General features: G+C 60.0%; 3 protein-coding genes. All 3 read right to left on the reverse strand.

Annotation, left to right across the window (positions count from 1 at the left end):
* On the reverse strand, positions 1–1,034 hold a 1,034-nt coding region (locus FH08_RS0133570), incomplete at its 3' end, for an aromatic ring-hydroxylating oxygenase subunit alpha (RefSeq protein ID WP_031362561.1).
* A gap of 77 nt (positions 1,035–1,111) precedes the next feature.
* Entirely contained in the window at positions 1,112–1,423 is a 312-nt protein-coding gene (locus FH08_RS0133575; RefSeq protein ID WP_031362562.1) for a recombinase-like helix-turn-helix domain-containing protein, read from the reverse strand.
* A gap of 1 nt (position 1,424) precedes the next feature.
* Positions 1,425–1,739 (reverse strand): non-heme iron oxygenase ferredoxin subunit, encoded by a 315-nt coding sequence (locus FH08_RS0133580; protein ID WP_031362563.1) that lies wholly within the window; start codon positions 1,737–1,739, stop codon positions 1,425–1,427.
* Positions 1,740–1,890 lie beyond the last annotated feature (151 nt).

Below are 1,890 nucleotides of genomic sequence, written 5' to 3' on the forward strand. Positions count from 1 at the left end.
AAGGCGTTGAGTTGATCGAGTTCTTGTTGAGCGCGCTGCTTCATCAAGCGCCTCACCCGGGTGATGCCCACATCGTGCTGATAGAGAAATTCATGCTCCACCGCATTGGGCGCAAGCCCCTCCAGGATCGATCGGTCCTGCTCCAGCACATTCCAGTGCAGCCCCTCCAGCCGGTTGCGATACAAGAACCGCCACGCATCGCGCTCCCAGCCCGAGACCTTGCGCGTGCGCCAGAAATAACACTGGCTGTTGTCCTCATCCACGGGCGTGGCCATCGCCACGATCCCGAAGCTGCCTCCCGGACCAAACTTCTTTGCGTACGGAATCGCCAGGCGCATCCACAAGTTGCCCGTCTCGCCCAGCTCCACCCAGTCGAAGTTCACATCGCGCTGATCCACCTTCTCGAACATCAACCCGCGCTCGGTCTTGCGCACCCGCATCTGCGCCTGCTTGTCGCCATCGGCCATCGAGTGCGACACCGAATGCAGATACGCCCCATGCATCGGGTCCATCACGTTATCAATCACGTACTGGTAATTCACCTTCCAGTTTCCGATGCACAGGAAGTTCGAATACTCCTCGGCCTCCAGCTCCTCGGGCAACTCCAGCGGCGCGGGCTCGCCATGCGCTTGATCGCCGAACCACAAAAAGATCGCACCCGCACGCTCCTGGACCGGATACGACTTCACGCACGTGCGGCCTTCAAGTGGGCACTCCGGTACGGCCGGCACCTTGGTCACCGTGCCCTGCCCGTCCACCTGCACGCCGTGGTACCAGCACGCCACGCTCGTGCCCAGGTTCCAGCCAAGCGACAGGCGCGCGCCACGGTGCGGGCAGCGATCCTCTAACGCGTGCACCCGGCCCTCTTGGTCGCGCCACAGCACGATCTGCTCGCTCAGCCGGGTCACCCCGACTGGCACATTGCCCACTCGCCAGCTCGGCGAGACCGGGTACCAGTAATTGCGCAGCCCGCGCCTGACGTGTGCCTGAGCGGGATCGACTTCATGGGGGTTCGAATCGACGGGAGACGTCATGCAAATACTCCGGATGCAAATTTATTAAGGTTGTGAATCGTGCTTGGATCCTGCGTGGCTAGCGCTTGAATGCGCGCCTACTCGGCTAGCGCATGCAACTCGGCAGCCAGGCTCTCTGGGGTCCACAAACTGCCCCGGGCGCTGCGAAAGCCCACCCGGTTCAAGCCTTCGCTGACCTCGTGCAACTGCAGCGCACCCTCGGCGAACACCTTCTCCAACGCATCGCCGAAGTCGTTCTCATACTGAGTGGGCTCGCCCTTGCGCGTCTGCCAGGCGAAGTTCTCCACCTCGCCGGGCCGCTCGATCACGCCCTTGCCCGCCACGTTGTTGGGCTGAGGCGCCAGCCACGGCTTGAGCAACGGATTAAAATTCACGCTCACTTGCGACATGTCATTCCACCTTGATCTGGATTTCTTCACCGGCCAGACGCACCGCGTACATCTTGAGATCGCGCCCACCGGGCTCTTTCAAACACTTCCCCGTCGGGATATGGAACACCGCCTCGTGCAGCGGGCATTCCACCGTGTCACCGTCGATGAAGCCCTGGGTCAGCAACGCATAGGCATGGGGACAGACGTTCTCGATCGCGTACAGGTCCTCGCCGAGCTTGAACACGCCCACGTTCAGGCCGTCTGCCCTGAACTCGATAGGCGCGTCCTCCGCGAGCTCGTGGGCGAGTCCCACGCTATGCCACTGTTCAGACATCTTTCGTCATCCTAAGAAAAACACCATGTTCCATATATGAAACATCAACTTGTATATGGACATTATAGGGATCCAGTTCAGCGCCGCAAAAACAAAATCAACATATCAAGGGAAAGTACCTATACCAATTTATAAACATAGGCATCACCCC

Origin of the sequence: Caballeronia sordidicola (assembly GCF_000729995.1) — a bacterium.
Lineage (GTDB): Bacteria > Pseudomonadota > Gammaproteobacteria > Burkholderiales > Burkholderiaceae > Caballeronia > Caballeronia sordidicola_A.

Bases quoted from the DNA above. Each gene is read 5' to 3' on its own strand.
- FH08_RS0133575 (WP_031362562.1), bottom strand. From the start codon at position 1,423: ATGTCGCAAGTGAGCGTGAATTTTAATCCGTTGCTCAAGCCGTGGCTG.
- FH08_RS0133580 (WP_031362563.1), bottom strand. From the start codon at position 1,739: ATGTCTGAACAGTGGCATAGCGTGGGACTCGCCCACGAGCTCGCGGAG.